The organism is Streptomyces sp. NPDC107517, from assembly GCF_055582645.1.
Genome location: NZ_JBVJPM010000005.1, coordinates 430,654 through 449,322, shown reverse-complemented (window position 1 = coordinate 449,322; position 18,669 = coordinate 430,654). Strand labels below are relative to the sequence as shown.

The 18,669-nt window shown below is 71.6% G+C and carries 17 protein-coding genes; 5 read left to right on the top strand and 12 right to left on the bottom strand.

The annotated features are described in order from the left end of the window. The first annotated feature begins 74 nt into the window (after positions 1 to 74). A complete protein-coding gene (locus ACZ67T_RS15545) occupies positions 75 to 821 on the top strand; it encodes an SDR family oxidoreductase (RefSeq protein ID WP_469984318.1) in 747 nt (248 codons plus the stop codon). Between the two features lie 19 nt (positions 822 to 840). Here the strand turns inward: ACZ67T_RS15545 and ACZ67T_RS15540 are convergent, their stop codons facing one another. After that, complete coding sequence (locus tag ACZ67T_RS15540) at positions 841 to 2,031, bottom strand: ROK family transcriptional regulator (RefSeq protein WP_469984316.1); 1,191 nt, start codon at positions 2,029 to 2,031, stop codon at positions 841 to 843. 142 nt (positions 2,032 to 2,173) lie between these two features. Here ACZ67T_RS15540 and ACZ67T_RS15535 point away from each other — a divergent pair, with 142 nt between their 5' ends. Next, on the top strand, positions 2,174 to 3,394 hold the full coding sequence (locus tag ACZ67T_RS15535; protein ID WP_469984314.1) for an MFS transporter: 1,221 nt from the start codon (positions 2,174 to 2,176) through the stop codon (positions 3,392 to 3,394). Here ACZ67T_RS15535 and ACZ67T_RS15530 read toward each other — a convergent pair. Both ACZ67T_RS15530 and ACZ67T_RS15525 read right to left on the bottom strand, forming a co-directional pair. Then, positions 3,354 to 3,812 carry an acyl-CoA thioesterase gene (locus ACZ67T_RS15530; RefSeq protein ID WP_469984313.1) on the bottom strand — a complete coding sequence of 153 codons (459 nt, stop codon included), beginning with the start codon at positions 3,810 to 3,812 and terminating at the stop codon, positions 3,354 to 3,356. The two genes, ACZ67T_RS15535 and ACZ67T_RS15530, sit on opposite strands and share 41 nt — an antisense overlap. A gap of 99 nt (positions 3,813 to 3,911) precedes the next feature. After that, entirely contained in the window at positions 3,912 to 5,192 is a 1,281-nt protein-coding gene (locus tag ACZ67T_RS15525) for an alginate lyase family protein (protein ID WP_469984311.1), read from the bottom strand. Between the two features lie 204 nt (positions 5,193 to 5,396). On the opposite strand from ACZ67T_RS15525, the gene ACZ67T_RS15520 reads away from it, so the two are divergent. After that, a complete protein-coding gene (locus tag ACZ67T_RS15520) occupies positions 5,397 to 6,806 on the top strand; it encodes a uracil-xanthine permease family protein (RefSeq protein WP_469984310.1) in 1,410 nt (469 codons plus the stop codon). Here the strand turns inward: ACZ67T_RS15520 and ACZ67T_RS15515 are convergent. Then, entirely contained in the window at positions 6,788 to 7,912 is a 1,125-nt protein-coding gene (locus tag ACZ67T_RS15515; RefSeq protein ID WP_469984424.1) for a glycoside hydrolase family 6 protein, read from the bottom strand. The genes ACZ67T_RS15520 and ACZ67T_RS15515 overlap by 19 nt on opposite strands. 179 nt (positions 7,913 to 8,091) lie before the next feature. On the opposite strand from ACZ67T_RS15515, the gene ACZ67T_RS15510 reads away from it, so the two are divergent. Together ACZ67T_RS15510 and ACZ67T_RS15505 are read left to right on the top strand one after the other, a co-directional pair. Beyond that, positions 8,092 to 8,796: a DUF5995 family protein gene (locus tag ACZ67T_RS15510; RefSeq protein ID WP_469984309.1), complete on the top strand. Its 705-nt coding sequence runs from the start codon at positions 8,092 to 8,094 to the stop codon at positions 8,794 to 8,796. 104 nt (positions 8,797 to 8,900) lie between these two features. After that, complete coding sequence (locus ACZ67T_RS15505; RefSeq protein ID WP_469984307.1) at positions 8,901 to 9,830, top strand: LLM class F420-dependent oxidoreductase; 930 nt, start codon at positions 8,901 to 8,903, stop codon at positions 9,828 to 9,830. A gap of 40 nt (positions 9,831 to 9,870) precedes the next feature. Here the strand turns inward: ACZ67T_RS15505 and ACZ67T_RS15500 are convergent, their stop codons facing one another. The 8 genes from ACZ67T_RS15500 to ACZ67T_RS15465 all read right to left on the bottom strand — a co-directional run bounded on the left by ACZ67T_RS15500 (position 9,871) and on the right by ACZ67T_RS15465 (position 18,607). After that, complete coding sequence (locus tag ACZ67T_RS15500; protein ID WP_469984305.1) at positions 9,871 to 11,589, bottom strand: flavin monoamine oxidase family protein; 1,719 nt, start codon at positions 11,587 to 11,589, stop codon at positions 9,871 to 9,873. Between the two features lie 59 nt (positions 11,590 to 11,648). Further along, a complete protein-coding gene (locus tag ACZ67T_RS15495; RefSeq protein WP_469984422.1) occupies positions 11,649 to 12,437 on the bottom strand; it encodes a carbon-nitrogen hydrolase family protein in 789 nt (262 codons plus the stop codon). Positions 12,438 to 12,831: 394 nt separating this feature from the next. After that, positions 12,832 to 13,284: an Lrp/AsnC family transcriptional regulator gene (locus ACZ67T_RS15490; RefSeq protein ID WP_100597439.1), complete on the bottom strand. Its 453-nt coding sequence runs from the start codon at positions 13,282 to 13,284 to the stop codon at positions 12,832 to 12,834. A 10-nt stretch (positions 13,285 to 13,294) separates the two neighbouring features. Then, on the bottom strand, positions 13,295 to 14,767 hold the full coding sequence (locus ACZ67T_RS15485) for an amino acid permease (protein ID WP_469984304.1): 1,473 nt from the start codon (positions 14,765 to 14,767) through the stop codon (positions 13,295 to 13,297). 386 nt (positions 14,768 to 15,153) lie between these two features. Beyond that, positions 15,154 to 16,596, bottom strand: coding sequence for a GuaB1 family IMP dehydrogenase-related protein (locus ACZ67T_RS15480; RefSeq protein ID WP_469984303.1), 1,443 nt, complete (start codon positions 16,594 to 16,596; stop codon positions 15,154 to 15,156). Between the two features lie 109 nt (positions 16,597 to 16,705). Further along, positions 16,706 to 17,065: a barstar family protein gene (locus ACZ67T_RS15475; RefSeq protein ID WP_469984302.1), complete on the bottom strand. Its 360-nt coding sequence runs from the start codon at positions 17,063 to 17,065 to the stop codon at positions 16,706 to 16,708. Continuing rightward, the gene (locus ACZ67T_RS15470; RefSeq protein WP_469984300.1) at positions 17,062 to 17,490 is read right to left on the bottom strand and encodes a guanyl-specific ribonuclease; all 429 of its coding nucleotides are present in this window, start codon (positions 17,488 to 17,490) and stop codon (positions 17,062 to 17,064) included. Before ACZ67T_RS15470 ends, ACZ67T_RS15475 begins: the two co-directional genes overlap by 4 nt. A gap of 73 nt (positions 17,491 to 17,563) precedes the next feature. Then, complete coding sequence (locus ACZ67T_RS15465) at positions 17,564 to 18,607, bottom strand: sugar-binding transcriptional regulator (RefSeq protein WP_469984299.1); 1,044 nt, start codon at positions 18,605 to 18,607, stop codon at positions 17,564 to 17,566. Positions 18,608 to 18,669: the final 62 nt, after the last annotated feature.

Here is an 18,669-nt window from a genome sequence, read left to right as displayed (position 1 = left end):
GCGCCGTCACCGGTCTCACCCGGCGAGGGACGTGCCACCGTGGAGCGTCCGGTGTGCGAAGGGGCTGAACTGCGATGACCACGATCCTGGTGACCGGCGGCACGGGAACCCTCGGCAGGCTCGTCGCCGAGCGGCTGCGCGCGGGCGGGCACGAGGTGCGCGTGCTCAGCCGGCACGCTCGGCCGTACGCGGTGGACCTACGCGAGGGTGGGCCCGCACTGGACGAGGCCGTCGCGGGTGTGGACGCGATCGTGCACTGCGCGAGCACGCCGCGCGGCGGTGACGAGAAGGCGGCCGGGCATCTGATCGAGGCCGCGCGGCGGGCCGGGGTGCCGCATCTGCTGTACATCTCGATCGTGGGCGTGGACCGGGTGCCGCTCGGCTACTACAAGGCCAAGCTCGCGGTCGAGAAGCTGATCGAGGGGTCGGGGCTCGGCTGGACGGTGCTGCGCACGACGCAGTTCCACGACCTGGTGTTCCAGGGCCTTCAGGCGCTGGCCAAGCTGCCGGTGATGCTCCTTCCCGCGGGGGTCGCCGACCAGCCGGTCGAGGTCGGCGAAGTGGCCGACCGCCTGACGGAGCTGGCGACGGGCGCACCTGCGGGGCGCGTGGCGGACATGGGCGGTCCCGAGGTGCGCAGGGCCCCGGATCTGGCCCGCGCCTACCTGCGCGCGAGCCGTCGGCGCCGGCCGGTCGTCGAGGTGCGCCTGGCCGGGAAGGCGTACCGGGGCATGCGGGACGGCGGGCATCTGACGCCCGAACGGGCAGTGGGCAAGGGCACGTTCGAGGAGTTCCTCGCGCGGCGGCTGCCCGCGAGCTGACCCGGGTGCGTGCGCGGGGTCAGCGGTCCGTCGGCGCGAAGAGGTCGTCCTGCGCCCCGTCACGCGCCATGAGCAGCGCTCCTCGCAGCACCGCGCCGCCGCCGAGGGCGCCGGCGCGCACCTCCGTGGGCAGGGGGGACATGGCGGCGAGGCGGGTGGCGACCAGGGCCGCGAGGCGGTCGCCGCCCGCGCGGCCGACCTCGCCGCCCAGGACGAGGCAGCCGGGGTCGAGGACGGCGACGACGGAGGCGGCGCCGAGGACGAGCCGGTCGGCGAGTGCGTCGAGGAAGCGCGCGGCGGGCGTCCCGGGCTCCGCGCGCACCGCTTCGCGGACGAGCGCCGCGGCGGCCGGCTCCCCCGGCGCGGGCGCCGGGCCCACCAGGCCGTGCGCACGGGCGAGTTCGGCGATGGCGGCGGATCCGGCCAGCGAGTGGAAGCCTCCGTCGCACCCGGTCGCGGACGGGAGTCCTGATGTCCCCGGCACCGGCAGAAACCCGATCTCACCGGTGCCGCCGGACGCCCCCCGGCGCAGGACGCCGTCGAGGACGACCGCGGCGCCGATGCCGTGGCCGAGCCAGAGCAGGGCGAACGTGTCGCGGTCGCGGGCCGCGCCGTCGCGCTGTTCGGCGAGGGCGGCGAGGTTGGTCTCGTTCTCGACCAGGACGCGGGCGGGCAGGCGTTCGTGGAGGGCGGCGACGAGGCGGCGGTGCCACTCGGGCAGGCCCGACGAGTCACGGAGTTCACCGGTGACGGGGTCGATGAGGCCGGGGGCGCCGATTCCCACGGTGTGCAGGGGCTCGGCGCCCGCCTCCTTCGCGGTGCGCTCGACCAGGGCGACGGCCCGTTCGACGGCCGGGCCGGTGCCTTCCTCGTCGTCGATGGGCGCGGACGCCTCGGCGAGGACCGTGCCCACCAGGTCGGCGACGGTGAGGGTGACACCCTCGGTGCGGACGTCGAGCGCGGCGAGATGGGCGAGCCCGGAGACGATGCCGTGGAGCTTGGCGTTGGGGCCGCGGCGCTGGGCGCCGGCTTCCCCGACGACCTCGATCAGGCCCTGGGCCGTGAGCCGCTCGACGAGGTCGGCGACGGAGGGCCGGGACAGGCCGGTGAGCTCCTTCAACTGCCCGGCGGTCAGAGGCCCTTCGCTCTGGAGGAGGCGCAGCGCGAGCCGGTCGTTGATGGCCCTGGCGGTACTCGGTGATGCGGGCATGGCGCGGATCCTTCCAGATCGCCTTCACTGCCGGAACCGGGGCCGTACGGGGGCGACAGCTGGGAAACCGACTATTTATCAGGCAGGGTTCCTGATAGTTTACGCCAGCAGCCTGGGCACGGTATCGGGAGGGACACGCCGGATGAGCGAAGTCGGTTATGGGGCAAGGGAGTTGAAGCGCGCACGCTATGCGGTCGCGACCGTCTTCTGCGTCCATGGAGCGGTCACCGGGTCCTTCGCGACCCGGGTGCCCTGGATCCAGGACCACGCGGGGGTCAGCGCGGGCCAGCTCGGTGTCGCGCTGGCCTTCCCCGCGCTCGGCGCCTCGGTGGCGATGCCGCTCGCGGGCTGGGTGAGCCATCGGTTCGGCGCGCGCACGGCGCTGCGCGGCCTGCTCGCCCTGTGGACGCTCGCGCTGATCCTGCCCTCGCTCGCACCGAATCTGCTCGTGCTGTGCGCGGCTCTCTTCGTGTACGGCGCGTCGGCGGGCATGGCGGACGTGGCGATGAACGCGCTGGGCGTCGAGGTCGAGAACCGCCTGGACCGGTCGATCATGTCCAGCCTGCACGGCATGTGGAGCGTGGGCGCCCTCATCGGTTCGGCGGCCGGCACGCTGGCCGCGCACCTCGGCTCCGACGCCCGGCTGCACCACCTGCTCGCCGCGGCGACGCTGACGGTCGTGGGCTTCATCGCGTGCGGAGGCGTGCTGGACCTGCGCCCGACGGAGGACGAGGAGCCGCCGCCGCGCTTCGCGCTGCCTCCCAGGTCGGCGTTGCTGATCGGCGCTGTCGGCTTCTGTGCCGTCTTCGCCGAGGGGGCGAGCCTGGACTGGTCGGCGGTCTATCTGCGGGACGTCCTCGACACGTCCGCCGGACTCGCTGCCGCGTGCACCACCGCGTTCACGCTCACGATGGCCGTGGCGCGGCTCGTCGGCGACAGGATCGTGGACCGGTTCGGCGCGGTGCGCACCGTGCGGGTCGGCGGCGTGGGCGCCGCGCTCGGCGGACTGCTCGTCGTCGTGGCGCCGAACCCGGCGGTCGCGATGGCCGGATTCGGCCTGATGGGCCTCGGGATCGCGGTCGTCGTGCCGCTCGCCTTCGCGGCGGCGGGTCGCAGCGGGCCGAATCCGAGCCAGGCCATCGCCGGTGTCGCCACCATCACGTACACCTCGGGCCTCATCGCGCCCTCCGCGATCGGGACGGTCGCCGACGCGACGAGCCTGGTGGTGTCGTTCGGCCTGGTGACGTTCCTGGCGTGCGGGCTCGCGGTGTTCGCGGGGGTGCTGCGCACGGGGGACCGTAGGCGAACGAAGCAGGCCGAGGTCAGTCCTGCGTCCGCAGGAGCTCACGGCCAAGGGTCCTGAACATCTCGCTCCAGGGGACGGGGCGCAGGGTGGCCGGGTCGAGGCGGACGAGTACGCGGGTGCCGTGGGCGTAGGTCGTCCCACCGTCCGCCGAGCAGAAGCGGAAGCCGTACGTCAGGCCGGTGGTGCCGAGCCGGTCGAGCCACAGGTGCACGGCGTACGGGCCTGGGCGGTTGACCGGCGCGTCGTAGGTGATGCGCAGCTCCTTGACCGCGTTGCAGAAGTCGCCGGCCGCCACCCAGTCGCCCTCGAAGGCGAGGCCGCGCTCCGCCCACAGCGCGGACCAGGCCCGTTCGGCCATCACCGGGTAGCGGGCGTTGTGGAGCAGGCCGAGCGCGTCGAGGTCGTCGAAGTGGACGGTGACGGGGACGAGCTGACCGTAGGACTGGGCGGGGCGGGCGAGGGCTTCGGCGGTCACGGGTGGGGCTCCTGTTGCGGTATGTACAAGAGCCCCATCGTACGACCCTGAACTAAGCAAACGCTCAGAAGGGCAGGTCGGGGGCGCGGCGCGACCCGTCTAGCCCGCGATCGAGTCCAGCTGTTCGGCCGCGGGGCGCAGCGCCCACAGGTCCCCGCCGGGCGGCGTCTCCAGGTGCGGGACCGCTCGCTTCGCCGCCGCGCTCCCGGCGTCGGCGGCCGCGTGCACGACGTCGCTCGCCGCGAACCGGTGGAACTCCAGCTCGGGGTGCGGCCATGCCGTCGCCCCGGTGGCCGCGGGCAGCAGATAGTCGACGGCCTTGAACAGGCTCTGCCCGTCCGGGCCCCGGTACGACCACAGGTCCACGCCGACATGCCGCCCGATCGCGGCGAGCCGGGTGTAGGCGACGAGGTCGAAGGTCGAGTAGTGCCAGCTACGGGTCCTGGCGAGCTCCTGCGGCTGGCTGCCGTCGCCCGCGATCTGCGGGGCGATGCGCTTGGTGCGGGCGTCGAGGACCGTGCGGCGGGCGAGGGCGGTGTCGCCCGTGGCGTAGGCGAGGGCCGCGACCTGGAGGTCGTAGAACGTGCCGTGGTTGTTCTCGGCGGCGCCCTCCTCCTTGCCGAAATCGCCGTCCACGAGCCAGCCGAGGAAGTCCTTGTTCCACTCCCCCATCGCCGAGCGGTCACCCTTCGACCAGCCGGGGGCACCCGTACCGAGGAGGGCGACGGCGTCGGTGACGCTGGTGTACGACTGCGAGAAGTCGATGATGCCGATGGCACGGCCGTCGTACTTGCAGGGGATGAACTGGGCGTGGTCCAGGTTCGGGTTCATGCGCGTCGCCGGATCGAGGAACCAGGTGCGCAGGACCGTGGCGGCCTTCTCCGCGTACTCCTTGCGGCCCGTGTAGTACCAGGCGAGGGCGAGGTCGTACGTCGAGTCGAAGACCTTCTCCACGTCCTGGCGGTCGGTCCCGGTGTCGACCTCGGGGTTGCGCTGTCCGTCGCGCTGGACGTACGGGCAGCCCCAGGGGTTGTCGGCCGTGGGCGTCTGCGAGGGCCACCAGTAGGGGGCCTGGCTCAGATAGTCGTGGACGTCACCGCCGGGCGCGGGCTTCGGTTTGTCGACGACGGTCCAGGGACCTTGGTCCAGCCAGGTGTCGGCGCGGGCCGTCAGGTCCCTGACCGCGCGCTTGAGTTGCGGGTCGCCGTGGTCGAGGCGCTGCTTGGTCCGCAGCAGGCGCTCACCGTCGAGGACGGCGGTACGCGGGGCGCTCACGCCGGCCGTCGCGGGCTGGGCCGGCACGGGGACGGCGGCGACGGCGGCGAGGGCCGCCGCCGCGGTGAGCAGAGCACCGAGACGCATACGGAATCTGGGACGCATCACAACTCCCATCACATATCTGAACGACGTTCATGGATTGAGCCGTGCGAGCGTAGGGCGTCGAGGTGGGCGTGGCAATGCCTCCGGCAGGGATTCACGGATGGGATCGGGGCCGCCGGGCATGGCGCGAAAGTGGCCTTACGGCGCATTAACATGGCGGCGATCATTTCGAGCCACAAAAGCACCACAGAAAGCAGAACTCACATGGACCTCGGTGTGCGCTGGAAACTTCACGGCGACGGGCGCACCCCGGCTCCAGGCGCCGTCGTGCGCCCGGACGAGCGGCTGTCCTGGCCGCGCACGTTCGGACTCGGCGCCCAGCACGTCGTCGCGATGTTCGGCGCGTCCTTCGTGGCGCCCGTCCTGATGGGTCTCGACCCGAACCTCGCGATCATGATGTCCGGCGTCTCCACGGTGATCTTCCTGCTCGCCACCCGTGGCCGCGTACCCAGCTATCTCGGCTGCTCGCTCTCCTTCGTCGGCGTCGCCGCGGTGATCCGGGCACAGGGCGGGACCAGCGCCACGGTGACCGGAGCGGTCTTCGTGGTCGGCATCGCGCTGTTCCTGGTGGGGCTCGCGGTGCAGAAGTTCGGCGCGCGGATCATCCACGCCGTCATGCCGCCGGTCGTCACCGGTGCGGTCGTCATGCTGATCGGCTTCAACCTCGCGCCGGTGACGGCGTCGACGTACTGGCCGCAGGACCAGTGGACCGCGCTTCTCGTGATGCTGTTCACCGGTTTGGCCGTGGTGTGCCTGCGCGGTTTCTGGTCCCGCATCGCGATCTTCCTCGGGCTGCTCTTCGGCTACGGCATCTCCTGGGTGTTCGACCGGATCTTCGGCCGGATCCACTCCGTGACCGGCGGCGCCGAGGCCGTCGACCACTGGCGCCTGAACCTGTCCGGCGTCGGCAAGGCCGAATGGATCGGCCTGCCCTCCTTCCACGCCCCGTCGTTCCAGTGGTCGGCGATCCTCGTCGCGCTGCCCGTCGTGATCGCGCTGATCGCCGAGAACGCCGGACACGTCAAGGCCGTCGGCGAGATGACCGGCACCAACCTCGACGACAAGCTCGGCACCGCGATCTCCGCCGACGGCGTCGGCTCCATGCTCTCCACCGCGGTCGGCGGCCCGCCCAACACCACGTACTCCGAGAACATCGGCGTGATGGCCGCGACCCGCGTCTACTCGACCGCCGCGTACTGGGCGGCCGCCGGATTCGCACTGCTCTTCGGCGTGTGCCCGAAGTTCGGCGCGATCGTGGCCGCCGTCCCGGGCGGCGTCCTCGGCGGCATCACCGTGATCCTCTACGGCATGATCGGCCTGCTCGGCGCGCAGATCTGGATGAACGCCAAGGTGGACCTGCGCAATCCGCTGAATCTGGTGCCGGCCGCGGCGGGCATCATCATCGGCATCGGCAACGTCTCCCTGAAGTTCACCGAGAACTTCTCGCTGAGCGGCATCGCCCTCGGCACGCTCGTCGTCATCACCGGCTACCACGCGCTGCGCGCCATGGCTCCCGCGCACCTCAAGACGCAGGAACCCCTGCTCGACGAGGGGACCTCTTCGTACGACGACGCGGCCGGCGATTCCTCCGACGGTCAGTCCGCCAAGTCGTAGGCGTAGTCGGGGGTGAACGACCCCGGCTCGCCCTTGCAGCCGTCCGACTCCCCCGGCAGTTTCACCCACAAGTAGGCGTCGATCCCGCGCTCTCCAGTGTTCAGGGTCGGCGCCTGCCCCAGTTTGCGGCCCGAGGGGTCGCACCAGGCGCCGTCCGCCGGGGCGCCGTTGCCGTTGCGGCTGGTGTCGATCACGGCGCCCAGGGTCGGCGGGCCGCCCATCGCCGCCAGGACCCGGCGGGCGTAGGCCACTTCGGCGGACGTGCGGTTGAAGTTGGAGACGTTCGTGAAAATGCCGTCCGACGAGGCCGGCGACGCGGCGCCCGCCGCCCGCAGCCGGACCGCCTGGGTGCCGGCGGGGTTCCAGTCGGAGTGCCCGGCGTCGTAGTACACCCGCGCCCTGGGGTTCGCCGTCTTGAAGGCGCGGCCCGCGCGGGCCAGCGCCGCGTACCGGTCGGCGAGCTGCCCGCCGGAGAGGCACTCGGTCTGGGAGAGCGCGTCGGGTTCCAGGATCACGACGACCTCGCCGGAGCCGAGGCCCGCCGCGAACTTCTGCGCCCAGCTGTCGTACGCGGCGATGTCCGGCGCCCCGCCCTCCGACGCGCCTCCGCAGTCGCGCTCGGGAATCGCGTACGGCACGAGCACCGGGACCCGGCCCTCGCGCGCCGCCGTGGCCGTCACCGCGCGCACCCGGGACGTGATGGTGCCCGGCGTGAAGTCGGCGAACCAGACCGCGGCGGGCCGGGCGGCGATCCGGGACTCGATGAGGGCGCGCCGCGGGTCCGAGCGGTTGGCCCTCACCCAGTCGAGCACCTGGGAGTCGGTGTGCCGGTACAGACGTGTGGAGGCGGGCGCCGCGGACCGGCCGTCGGACGCCCTGGGGGTGGGCTTCGGCTTCTGCTTCGGTGTCTTCGCATGCGACGGGGAGACCGACGGGCCGGCTGAGGCCGACGCCGGTGTCACGGTCGGTACCGCGGGCAGCGGGAGCAGGTCGGGCGAGCGCGTCACCCGGGGCCGCGCCACATCACCGCCCTCGGACCCGTCGAGCGCCGACACCACCCCGGCGACCGTGCCGACCGCGGCGACCAGCGTCGCCGCCGCCGCCATGGCGCCCCGGCGGGCCGCGCCCCTGCGCCCGGCGCGACGCTCGGCCAGTCGCTGCGCGCGTAAGCCTGACACGCTGTTCTCCCCTTCCCCCACGCACGGTGCCCGGCCCGTTCCCTCGTTCTGGGGAAGCCCCCGGCCAGGCGGCACGCGCGCCAGCCTAGGCTTGAGAACCTGCCCCCATGGCGCAGTTGGAACGGTTCGCGAAGTGCACGCCCGCCGCGCGCGGGGTCGACTCCGTGCTGGCCCGGATGCGTGAGCTGGCCGCGTGCTGGCCCGCCTGCGACGGCGTGGCCGTCTTCAACCGCGTCTATCTGTCCGTCACGGAAGAGATCGACCGGCACATCGACGGCGGCCGGTTCGCCGACGCCGAAGCCGCGACCACGCTGGACGTTCGCTTCGCCGGGCGCTATCTGGCGGCCGTCGGCACCCCCTCCCCCGACCACCGTCCGCCCGCCTGCTGGCGCCCGCTGCTCCAGTACCGGCGTCATCCGGGCGTACGCCCGCTGCAGTTCGCGCTCGCGGGCATCAATGCGCACATCGGCCACGATCTGGCGCTCGCCGTCGTGGACACCTGCCGTACGCTCGGCTGCGAACCGGCCGACGTGGAGGATGAGTTCGACCGCGTGGGCGACCTCCTCGTCTCGCTGGAGGAGCGCATCCGCGAAGATCTGATGCCGGGCCCCGATCTGCTCCAGATCGCCGATCCCCTCACCCATCTGCTCGGCTCCTGGACCCTGGAGCGCGCCCGGGACGGCGCCTGGGCCGCGGCCCGCGCCCTGTGGGTTCTGCGTGAATTCCCGGACGTCACCGAGGAGTTCGTCCGGCGCCTCGACACCTCGGTTGGGCTGGTCGGCCGCATGATGCTCACACCTCTGCCGGACTGATCCGGCCACGCGCCCGCCTTCGCCGCGGAACTCCCTCGTGATCGCTGTACGTTGACGACGAGTTACGCGAGTGATCCCAGATGCGAACGCGAAGGAGCACCGGCATGGCGACCCGACTCGGCCTCAGCCTTCCCCAGATGAAGCAGTACGACATCGGGCGCGACATCCCGGCGGTGGCCCGTGCCGCCGAGGAGATCGGATACGAGAGCCTGTGGGTCTTCGAGCGGATCCTGTTCCCCGAGCCCGCACGCCAGGGCCTGTACGGGATCCCGGGCCTCCCCTGGCCGGACCAGTACCGCTCGGTCGCCGACCCGCTGGTCTCGCTCACCCTGGCCGCCGCCGTCACCGAGCGGGCCAGGCTCGGCACGAGCGTGCTGATCGGCCCTCTGCACGTGCCGTTCCAACTGGCACGCGCACTGGCCTCGTTGGACGCGGCGAGCGGTGGCCGCGTCGTCGCCGGCATCGGCACGGGGTGGTCCCACGACGAGTACGCGGCCGCTTCCGTGGCCCCGTTCGAGAAGCGAGGCCAGGTCCTGGACGAGCTCCTCGACGTGTTCGAGGCCGTGTGGGGCCCCGACCCGGTGAGCTACGAGGGTGAGCTGACGACGATCGCGCCGTCAGAGGTGGGGCCGAAGCCCGCGGGGCCGATCCCGGTGCTGCTGCCGACGAACAGCCCGAAGGCCGCCCGGCGGCTCGTGGACCGCGCGGACGGCTGGATGCCGGCGGCCGCGGGCGCGGAGGAGCTCGCGAAGCAGTGGCGCGGTCTGCAGGAACTGGCCGAGGAGCGCGGCCGCAAGAAGCCGATCCAGAGCGTGCTGCGGGTGAACACGGTCTACACGCGGGACGAGTACAAGGGCGACGACCGCCGTCCGTTCCAGGGCAGCGTCGCGCAGATCGTCGAGGACCTGGTCGCGCACAGCGCGGTGGGCCTCGAGGAGATGCTGATCGACCTCCAGGGCCTCGTCCGTGACGCGGACGAGCTGACGGATGTCGCGGCCGAGGTGTACACGGCGGCGCGCGAGGCCGGGGTCTGAGCGGTGCGGGCCCCGGCGTCCGCCGGGGCCCGCACGCCCGTCAGTCCTCGGGCAGCTCGACCGGAGCGATCTCGTCGTACACGTCGCCGGGGCCGGGGTTGCCGGCGTCCGTCGCGCCGCCGAGCTGGTGCATCACGCCCCAGACGGCGTTGAGCGCGGTCTGCACGGCGCCCTCGGCCCAGCCCGCCGTCCAGGAGATGTCGTCGCCCGCGAGGAAGATGCCCCGCTTGTCCTCGGGGAGGCGGTCCTGCATGAAGTGCGTGAACAGGCGGCGCTGGTAGCGGTAGTGGCCCGGCAGGTTCGCCTTGAACGCACCCATGAAGTAGGGCTCGTTCTCCCAGGACACGGTCACCGGGTTGCCGATGATGTGCTTCCTGATGTCGACGTTGGGATAGATCTCGCCGAGCGACTTGAGCATGACCTCCATGCGCTCGTTCGCCGACAGGGGCAGCCACTTCAGGCTGTCGTCGCACCAGGTGTACGACAGGCAGATGGTGGCCGGCTTGTCCGGGCCGTCGTCGAGCAGGTAGGTGCCGCGCGTCATGCGGTCGGTGAGCGTCATGGACATCGTGTCCCGCCCGGTCGGATTTCCCCTGTCGTCGACGGCCTCGTCCAGCCAGAACGGCCGGTCGACCGGGACGAAGAGCTTCGAGCTCTCCATGTAGTGGGTGCGCTCGATCGCCGTCCAGTGGTCGATCGGGAAGAGCGAGTCGTCGCACGCGACCTTGGACAGCAGCATCCAGGACTGCGCGGTGAAGATCGCCGCCTGGTAGGTGCGGATGTCACCCGACGCGTCGGTGACCGTGATGTGGTTGCCCGCGGTGCGGTGCAGCCGGGTCACGGCGGGGCGCGGCTTCCGGCTGTCGTGCAGCTCGGCGAGCGAGGTGCCGTACGCCCAGTGGACGATCTTCTCCGGCTCGCGCTCCCACAGGCGCAGCGGCAGCTGCTGGGAGCCGCCGACGATGCCGCGGTGGTGGTCGTCGGCCTCGGTGTAGACGACGCGCAGGATCTCCAGGATGGAGTTCGGGAAGTCGGTGTCCCAGCCGCCGGTGCCGAAGCCGACCTGCCCGAAGATCTCGCGGTGCCGGAAGGACTTGAAGGACTCCGACTCGCAGAGGAACCCGTAGAACGTCTGGTTGTCGAGCTTGTCGACGAGCTTCGACCAGATCTCGCGGATGCGGGGCACGTCGCGCTCGCGCATCGCGCGGTTCATGTCGGAGAAGTCGGCGCCCTCTTCGAGGCAGGCGTTCCACGCGTTCATGACGTCGCGGTAGACCTGCGGCAGGTCGTCGACGGTGTTCGCGTAGTGGGACTCGCCCTTGAGGTCGACGACGGTCGACGGGGTCTCGGGGGCGAGCGGGTTGGGAAAGGGCCGCGTCTCGAGGCCCACCAGGTCGATGTAGTGCTGGAGCGCGGTCGACGACGGCGGGAAACGCATCGCGCCCATCTCCGCGGTCAGCCCGGCGGCCTCGGAAGGGGTGCCCTCGAAGCCGACGGTGCGCAGCCGGCCGCCGATCTCGTCCGCCTCGTACACGACGGGCTTGAGGCCCATCTTCATCAGCTCGTACGCGGCGACGATGCCGGAGAGGCCGCCGCCGATGACCGCGACCTCGGTGCCGTGCTCGGTCGCGGGTATCTGGCCGAGGCCCGCGGGGTGCGCGAGGAAGTCGTCGTACGCGTACGGGAAGTCCGGCCCGAACATCGTGATGGGGGGCTGCGCGTCGGTGTGCTGGACGGCGTTGGGCACCGTGGACGTCATGGGGTACGGACTCCTTGCGGGAACTGAGGTACTGAAGGTTCGGGGCGACGGCTCGGGGCTCAGATCAGCGGCGTGTACAGGCCCGGGCGGCGGTCGCTGAGGTACGGGTTGGCGTCGCGGGACGCGGCCAGGAAGGCGGGGTCCACGTCGGCACAGATCAGCTCGTCACCACGGCCGGCGCGCGCCCTGGCGACACCGTCGGGGCCGGCGAGCGTGGAGAGCCCGACGAACTCGAACTCCCCTTCCTGGCCGACCCGGTTGACGTACGCGACGTACATCTGGTTCTCGAAGGCCCGCACGGGCACGAGGGCCTCGGGGACGAACTGGTACGGGTGCATCTGGGCCGTCGGTACGAGGAGCAGGTCGGTGCCGGCGAGGGCGTGCGCGCGCACGTTCTCCGGGAACTCGACGTCGTAACAGATCATGAGGCCGATGCGGACACCGTCGAGGTCGGCCTGGACGACGGCCTGGTCGCCGGGCGTGAACGAGTCGCGTTCGAAGCAGCCGAAGAGGTGGGTCTTGCGGTAGTTCGCGAGGCGGGTGCCGTCGGGGGCGATCAGCTGGGCCGAGTTGAACACCAGCTCCCCGTCGCGCTCGGGGTAGCCGTAGGCAACGGCGACGCCGTGCTGGGCCGCGATCCCGGCGACGGCCTGCGCGGAGGGCCCGTCGGCGGGCTCGGCGAGGCGGGCCACGCCGTCGCCGATCGCGTACCCGGTCAGGAACATCTCGGGGGCCGCCAGGAGCCGGGCTCCGGTCGCGGCGGCGCGGCCCGCGGCCTCGTCGAGCACCTTGAGGTTCTCGGCGACGGACCCGGGGCGGCCGGAGCTCTGGAGCAGGGCGGTGCGCAGCGGCGGCATGGGCGTCCTAGGGAGCGTGCGAAAAGGGGAGGGGAACCGGATAAGACGGTACGTTTGCGCGGACCGGCGGGACAAGACGGGACTGTTGCGTCTTCTCGTACGATCTGTTGCGCCTGGTGGGCTGTCGGCAGCGATTTGTTGCGTGCCCGGGTGAGCCCTCGGCCGCTGTCCGTACGGGGCGGCCTCCGCAGCCGGCGGAGCGGAAGCCGACCGTGGCCCGACGTGCCGGCCGGGGATCATGGTCTGCGCCTGGCGAGCCCCGACACGGAAAAGACGAAGGTGCCGCCGAGCCTGGGCTCGGCGGCACCTTCTGGACGGTCGAGCAGGGCACCGGCGACTTCACGGTGCTGCCGTGGCGCCACGGCGTGTCCCACCCAGCGAGGCGCTACGCGGGCGAGCCCGACGTGTAGCGCCGCATCAGAGGCGACAGGACGAGCACAGACTTGGTCCGCTCCACGAACGGCTCCCCCGCGATGCGTTCCAGGACCCGCTCGAAGTGCCGCATGTCCGAGGCGAAGACCTGGACGATCGCGTCCGCGTCACCGGTGACGGTGGAGGCGGACGCGACCTCGGGGTAGCGCTCCAGGCCGCGCTTGATGGCCTCGGGCGAGGTGTTGCGGCGGCAGTACATCTCGATGAACCCCTCGGTCTCCCAGCCGAGCGCGGCCGGGTCGACCCTCACCGTGAAACCCGTGATGGCTCCGGTGGCCCGCAGCCGGTCCACGCGCCGCTTGACGGCGGGCGCGGACAGGCCGACGAGCTGGCCGATGTCGGCGTAGGAGCGGCGGGCGTCCTCGGCGAGGGCGTGCACGATGCGTTCGTCGAGATCGTTCAGCAAGGCGAGCGGTTCACTTCTCTTGGGCAGGCGCGGAGGCGAGTCGGGAGCGACGGGCCCCGTACAGGAAGTAGAACACGAGGCCGACGGCCATCCACACGCCGAAGACCACCCAGGTGACGGTGGACAGGCTGCCCATCATCCAGACGCAGAACCCGAAGCCGAGCACCGGCAGGACCGGCGAGAGCGGCACGCGGAAGGTGCGCTTCATGTCGGGGCGCGTGCGGCGCAGGACCACGACCGCGATGTTGACCAGCGCGAACGCGAAGAGCGTGCCGATGCTGGTCGCGTCGGCGAGCTGGCCGAGCGGGATCGCGGCGGCGAGGACACCGCAGAACAGCGAGACGATCACCGTGTTGGCGCGCGGTGCGCCGGTCTTCGGGTGGACCTTCGAGAACACCTTGGGCACGAGGCCGTCGCGGGACATCGCGAACAGGATGCGGGTCTGGCCGTAGAGCACGGTCAGCACGACGGACGCGATGGCGATGACGGCGCCGGCGGCGAGCAGCGTCGCCCAGAACGACTGCCCGGTGACGTCCTTCATGATCCCGGCCAGGGCGGCCTCGGAGTCGTTGAACTGCTTCCAGGGGCGCGCGCCGACGGCGACGGCGGCCACGAGGACGTACAGCGCGGTGACGATCACGAGGGAGAGCATGATGGCGCGCGGCAGATCGCGCTGCGGGTTCTTGGCCTCCTCGCCGGCCGTGGAGGCCGCGTCGAAGCCGATGTACGAGAAGAAGAGCGTCGCGCCGGCCGCACTCACTCCGGCCATGCCGAGCGGCATGAAGTGCTCGTAGTTGCCGGACTGGAAGCCCTTGATGCCGATGGCGCAGAACAGCAGCAGTGCCACGATCTTGACGGCGACCATGATCGTGTTGGCGCGGGCGGACTCACGGGCGCCGCCGAGCAGGAACGCCATCGCGAGGAGTACGACGATCAGCGCCGGCAGGTTGAAGATGCCGCCGTCGCCGGGGGGCGCGGACAGGGCGTCGGGGATCGTGACGCCGATCGTGCCGTCCAGGAGCTCGTTCAGGTACTCGCCCCAGCCGACGGCGACGGCCGCGACCGACACGCCGTACTCGAGGACCAGGCACCAGCCGCAGATCCAGGCGATCAGCTCGCCCATCGTTGCGTACGCATACGAGTAGGAGGATCCCGCGACCGGTATGGTCCCGGCCAGTTCCGCGTACGAGAGCGCCGAGAAGAGGGCCGTGAGACCGGCGATCACGAACGACAGGGTGACCGCGGGACCCGCCTTCGGGACGGCCTCGCCGAGCACCACGAAGATGCCGGTGCCGAGCGTGGCGCCGATGCTGATCATGGTCAGCTGCCACATGCCGAGCGAGCGGCGCAGACTGCCGCCTTCACCCTGACCACCCTCCGCGACCAGGGCTTCCACCGGCTTGCGCCGCATCAGCCTGGAGCCGAGGCCCGGGGTGGGGGTCTCGGTTGTTCGGGTGCGCGGTGGTGCGCCGTGGTCGAGCACGGGCTGGCTCCTTCATCGCTGCCGGTCAGGTGGGCGCGTGCCGAGAACAGCAAGCATCGACAGCCCACTCCAGACCGGGGAACCGCCGTGCAGGCCTCCCCGCCACGCCACGTACAGCGGTCGACTCTAAAGGGTTTCTCTTCCCAGCTGTAATGCAGCAACCTTGCGTATACATGCATGAACGTTGCGTGGTGCGTGCGGGTGCGGACGAACGTTGCGCAGTCCGTTTCGTCCGTTGCGTTCCAGCTCCCGGGAAACGTCCGGAAAAGGCGAAGCCCCGCGCCCGAAAGGGGGCGCGGGGCAGTGTCGATGTGCGGCTCCGCCGAGGGGGCGCGACCGGCCACACCTCACCCGCGGGCAGAGAGCGGCCGGACCCTGCGGAGCGGCTAGCTCCAGCTGGCGTGCAGCGGCTTGCCCTCCGCGTAACCGGCGGCGGACTGGATGCCGACGACGGCCTTCTCCTCGAACTCCGCGAGGGAGTTGGCACCCGCATAGGTGCAGGAGGAGCGGACGCCCGCGATGACCGAGTCGATCAGGTCCTCGACGCCCGGACGCTGCGGGTCGAGGAACATGCGCGAGGTGGAGATGCCCTCCTCGAACAGCGCCTTGCGGGCACGGTCGTACGCGGACTCTTCGGAGGTCCGGTTCCTGACGGCGCGAGCCGAGGCCATGCCGAAGGACTCCTTGTACGCGCGCCCCTGGGCGTCGTGCTGGAGGTCGCCCGGGGACTCGTACGTGCCGGCGAACCAGGAGCCGATCATGACGTTCGACGCGCCGGCGGCGAGCGCCATGGCGACGTCGCGCGGGTGACGGACACCGCCGTCGGCCCACACGTGCTTGCCGTACTTCTTCGCCTCGGCGGCGCACTCCAGGACGGCGGAGAACTGCGGCCGGCCGACGCCGGTCATCATGCGCGTGGTGCACATGGCGCCGGGGCCCACGCCGACCTTGATGATGTCGGCGCCGGCCTCGACGAGGTCCTTGACGCCGTCGGCGGCGACGATGTTGCCCGCGACGATGGGCACCTGGGGGTCGAGGCCGCGGACGGCCTTGATCGCGGAGATCATCGACTCCTGGTGGCCGTGCGCGGTGTCGACCACGATGGTGTCCGCGCCGGCGTCGAGGAGCTGCTTGGCCTTGCCCGCGACGTCGCCGTTGATGCCGACGGCGGCGGCGATACGGAGCTTGCCGTTCGCGTCGGTGGCCGGGGTGTAGAGGGTCGCGCGCAGGGCGCCCGTGCGGGTCAGGATGCCCGCGAGGCGGCCGTCCGCGCCCACGGCGGGGGCGTAGCGCCGGTTGGCGTGGTCCAGCTTGTTGAAGGCGTCGCGCGGGTCGATGTCCGCGTCGATCAGGAGCAGGTCCTTGGACATGACCTCGGACAGCTGCGTGAACCGGTCGACACCGGTCAGGTCGGCGTCCGTGACGACGCCGACGGGCCGCTGCTCCTCGTCCACGACGACACCGGCGTTGTGCGCGCGCTTGGGCAGCAGCGCGAGCGCGTCGGCGACGGTCTGGTGCGGGCCGAGGACGATGGGGGTGTCGAGGACCAGGTGGCGGGTCTTCACCCAGGAGATGACCTCGGTGACCACCTCGATCGGGATGTCCTGCGGGATGACGACGAGGCCCCCGCGGCGGGCGACGGTCTCGGCCATGCGGCGCCCGGCGATCGCGGTCATGTTGGCGACGACCAGCGGAATCGTGGTGCCGGTGCCGTCGGGCGACGCGAGGTCGACCGCCTGACGGGAACCCACGGCGCTGCGGCTCGGCACCATGAAGACGTCGTCGTAGGTCAGGTCGTACGCAGGCTGGATGTCGTTGAGGAAACGCACGTGCTGCTCATCCCAGTCGATCAGAGGTGGCCCCCGGGCAGGTCAGCCCGTGGGGGAAAAGCACGTACTTCAGTGTCCCATGCCGCCGCTACCACATGCCCACGGACGATTACACAGGCGCACGGGAGGGGGCGTGGTCGGAACCTCCAAGGGTCAGGGCGATCACGAGCCTCGGACTCCGGCCACGCCTGCGCTCGACCGCGTCCGTGAACACGTCGAGCGCGGTCTCCCAGTCCTCGGGCCGGGCACTGGCGTAGGCCCGCCAGCCCACGACGGACAGGAGCAGCGACTGGTCGCTGCCGTCGGGCCAGAAGGAGACATCGGTCAGGACGTCGAACAGCGCGTCCCAGTTGCGGCCGAACCAGTCCGGCAGTTCCAGGTCGCGCACGCACCGGTCCATGAACCCGGCCTTGTCCTTGACGCCTTCGAGGTCGAGGACACGGATCCTGTCGGGAGGGCCTCCGGTCATCTCAGCACCGCCTTGAACGACTCGTAGTGGTCATCGGTGTAGTACGTCTCGTGGCTCCGCCCCGTGACGATGCGCCGGGCGCCGCGGTCCCGCTCGCCGGGGGTGGGGACGGTGTACTCGTGGTAGTAGCCGCGGCTCTGCCGGGGCAGCTCCCGCTCGAAGTTCCCGAAGACGGCACCGTCCTTGGCGTACGGGAACGGTCCGCCCTTGTCGATGAGGCCGAGGGTCGTACGGGCCTGCGCGGGCAGCCGGGACTCGGGGACCGTGGCCATGCCCCGTGCCCAGGCGGGCGTGGAGCGGCCCGGGGCGGCCCGTGTGTCCTGTTGCGTGTCCTGTGCGGAGCACCCGGTGACCAGCAGGGCGAGGGCGACGAGCAGCGCCCCCGGGAGGAGAGCGGGGAGGCGGGTGAGAAGCCGCGGCAGCATGCCGCCGATGCTGCCACAGCCGCCTCCGGTGAGCGCGGCACACGACGTGAGGACCGCGCGAAGGACCGGGGCTCTAGACGCCGTCCGGGTCGGCCCGGTTCAGCGCCGGCTTGGGCGTGGGGCCCGCCGTGAGGAGGAAGTCCGCGGCGGCCGTGTCCGTGACCAGGCTGGTGACGAGCCCCGACCTCAGCACCGCGTCGATCGCGGAAGCCTTGCGCTGGCCGCCCGCGATGGCGACGACCTCCGGTATGCGCCGCAGGCGGTCCGCCTCGACCGTGATGCACCGCTCGCCCAGGTCACGGCCGACGCGGCGGCCCTCGGCGTCGAAGAGGTGCGCGGACATCTCGGCGGCGACGCCGAGCGAGGCGTAGTGGGCCCGCTCCTCGTCGCTGAGCATGTCGTGGACGGTGGAGATGCCCGGCTCCCAGGAGCCGATGGAGACGCAGGCGACCGTGACCTTGTCGAAGTACTCGAAGGCGCGGGCGATGCCCGTCTGGCCGCGCAGCGCGGCCGCGGTGGCCGGGTCGGGCAGCAGCATCGGGGCGTAGATCGGGTGGGCCTCGCCGCCGGAGACCTGGGCGGCGCGCCGCACGGCCTCGACGGAGCCGCGCTCGGCGGTCCCGGCGTCGTACACGCCCGTGAGCTGCACGACCGTGCAGGGCGGCAGCCGGTCGAGCGCGGCCGCCATGTGGATGGTCGAGCGGCCCCATGCCAGGCCGAGCACGTCGCCCTCGGAGACCAGCTCGCCCAGGAGGTCGGCCGCGACCTCGCCGAGGTTCTCGGGGTCGGGCGACTCCTCGGCCTCGGCCGGGGACTCGACCACCACGGCGTGCCGCAGGCCGTAGCGGGCGCGCAGCGCGTCGGAGCGCTCCGCGTCGAGCTCGGCCGGTACGCGGATCTCGATGCGTACGAGATCACGTTCGAGCGCGGTCTCCAGGACCCTGGCCACCTTGAAGCGGCTCACGCCGAACTCCTCGGCGATCTGGATCTTGGATTTGCCCTCGAGATAGAAGCGGCGGGCCATGGCCGCCGCCTGCACCAGCTCCGCGGGTCCCATCCGCATCGCTGAGCGACCCGGCGACAGTGCCGACACGGCGATCTCCTCACTGCTGTTCACAACCTGGACTCGCCGTTCATCCTTGCAGATGTGGCGGACTTGATCTGCCCTGATGGGCGGCG